This window comes from Ideonella azotifigens, from assembly GCF_006519715.1.
GTDB classification, from domain to species: Bacteria; Pseudomonadota; Gammaproteobacteria; order Burkholderiales; family Burkholderiaceae_C; genus Ideonella; species Ideonella azotifigens.
The window spans coordinates 1-1,414 of the sequence record NZ_VIDT01001031.1 but is presented as its reverse complement, the minus strand read 5'-3'; the positions used below and the strand labels follow the sequence as shown (position 1 = coordinate 1,414).

General features: G+C 67.5%; 1 protein-coding gene and 1 pseudogene. One reads left to right on the top strand and one right to left on the bottom strand.

What is annotated here, in order from left to right:
- Positions 1-518, bottom strand: a 518-nt coding sequence (locus tag FKP22_RS30335; protein ID WP_141291920.1) for a hypothetical protein, incomplete at its 3' end; no start/stop codon positions are given.
- Positions 519-765: 247 nt separating this feature from the next.
- On the opposite strand from FKP22_RS30335, the pseudogene FKP22_RS30330 reads away from it, so the two are divergent.
- A pseudogene (locus FKP22_RS30330) lies at positions 766-1,414 on the top strand (cell wall metabolism sensor histidine kinase WalK); the annotation flags it as partial.

Sequence of the window (1,414 nt, the reverse complement as noted above, 5' to 3'; positions counted from 1 at the left end):
TACCTGCTGCGCGAGCTGCCCGGCTTGGCGTAGTCGCTCTCGATCCAGGCGACCGCGCTGGCGGCCTTGAGCTTGAAGTTCGCCGCCACCTTGACGCTGGCCAGAGGCTCGCCGTAGGCGTCCTGCGCGGCCAGGATGGCGTGCGGTTCGTATTCGTCGGCCACCAAGTCCAGCGTCACGGTGATGCGCTCGCCGTTGACCTCCACCACCACGTTCTGGTGGTTGATCGCGTGCAGGTGCTGCTCGTGGCGGCGGATCACCTCGGAGGCGGTCTTCACCAGCACGTTGAAGGCAGCGGTGTCCAGCGGCTTGGGGTTGCGCTTGTCGCGGCCCATGGTCCACGGGCCGATCAGCGCCGGCTCGGGCTCGCCGTCCTTGATCATGGCCACGGCCCAGCCGTCGCCCTCCTCACTTTTGAGGACCTTGGCCGTCCAGCCGTTGTCGCGCCACAGGCCAGGTTGGTGGATGGTGTCGGGCGTGGTGCCCTCGGCGGCCTCGTCGGCGTCTTGCAAGCTCATGGGGCATTTTAAGGAGTTGGCAGGGCCGTCGAATTCGGGTACATACAGGCGGTGTCCATCGACACCACTTCGGTGCTGTGTGGCCTGACGCAGTGACTTCGGCAGTAGGGATCACGCAACCTGAAAGCGGCTGTCGAACCGCGGCCCGTGCCAACCGCGGTCGTTCGGCCAACCTCGAATCGACCGGACGCACATGCGGACAGCACAACAACAGGACCCGCTGGCCTTTCTCGGCGATGGCGGCGAAATGGGCAAGTTGGTCCGCAGCATGGACTGGTCGGCCACGCCGCTGGGCCCGCCCGAGACCTGGCCGCAAAGCCTGCGCACGACCGTCGGCCTGTGCCTGGCATCGAACTTCCCGATCTCGCTGGCCTGGGGCCCGCAGCACGTCCAGATCTACAACGATGGCTACTGGCCGATCTGCGGCGGCAAGCATCCGCACTCGATGGGCCAGGACTTCCGCGCCTGCTGGGCCTCGGCCTGGCCGGTCGTCGGCGAGGCCTTTGATCGCGCGCTGCAGGGCGAGACCTCGTTCCTCGAAAACCAGCGCATGTTCCTGGACCGCAACGGCTACCTGGAGGAGACCTTCTTCACCTTCTCGTTCAGCCCGATCCGCGACGAATCCGGCCAGATTGGCGGGCTGTTCCACCCGGTCACCGAAACCACCGCCCGCATGCTGGGGGAGCGCCGCGCCCGCGCACTGCGCGACCTGACCGCCCGCACCGGCGACGGCCACAGCATGGCCGAAGTCTTCGCCTGCGCCATCGAGGTCCTGGCCGAGCACAGCTTCGACCTGCCGTTTGCGCTGCTGTACGAGCTGGACGAGGCCGGTGACAGTGCACGCCTGCATGGCACGACCGGTGTGGTCGCCGGCACCCCGGCCACGCCCACGGTGC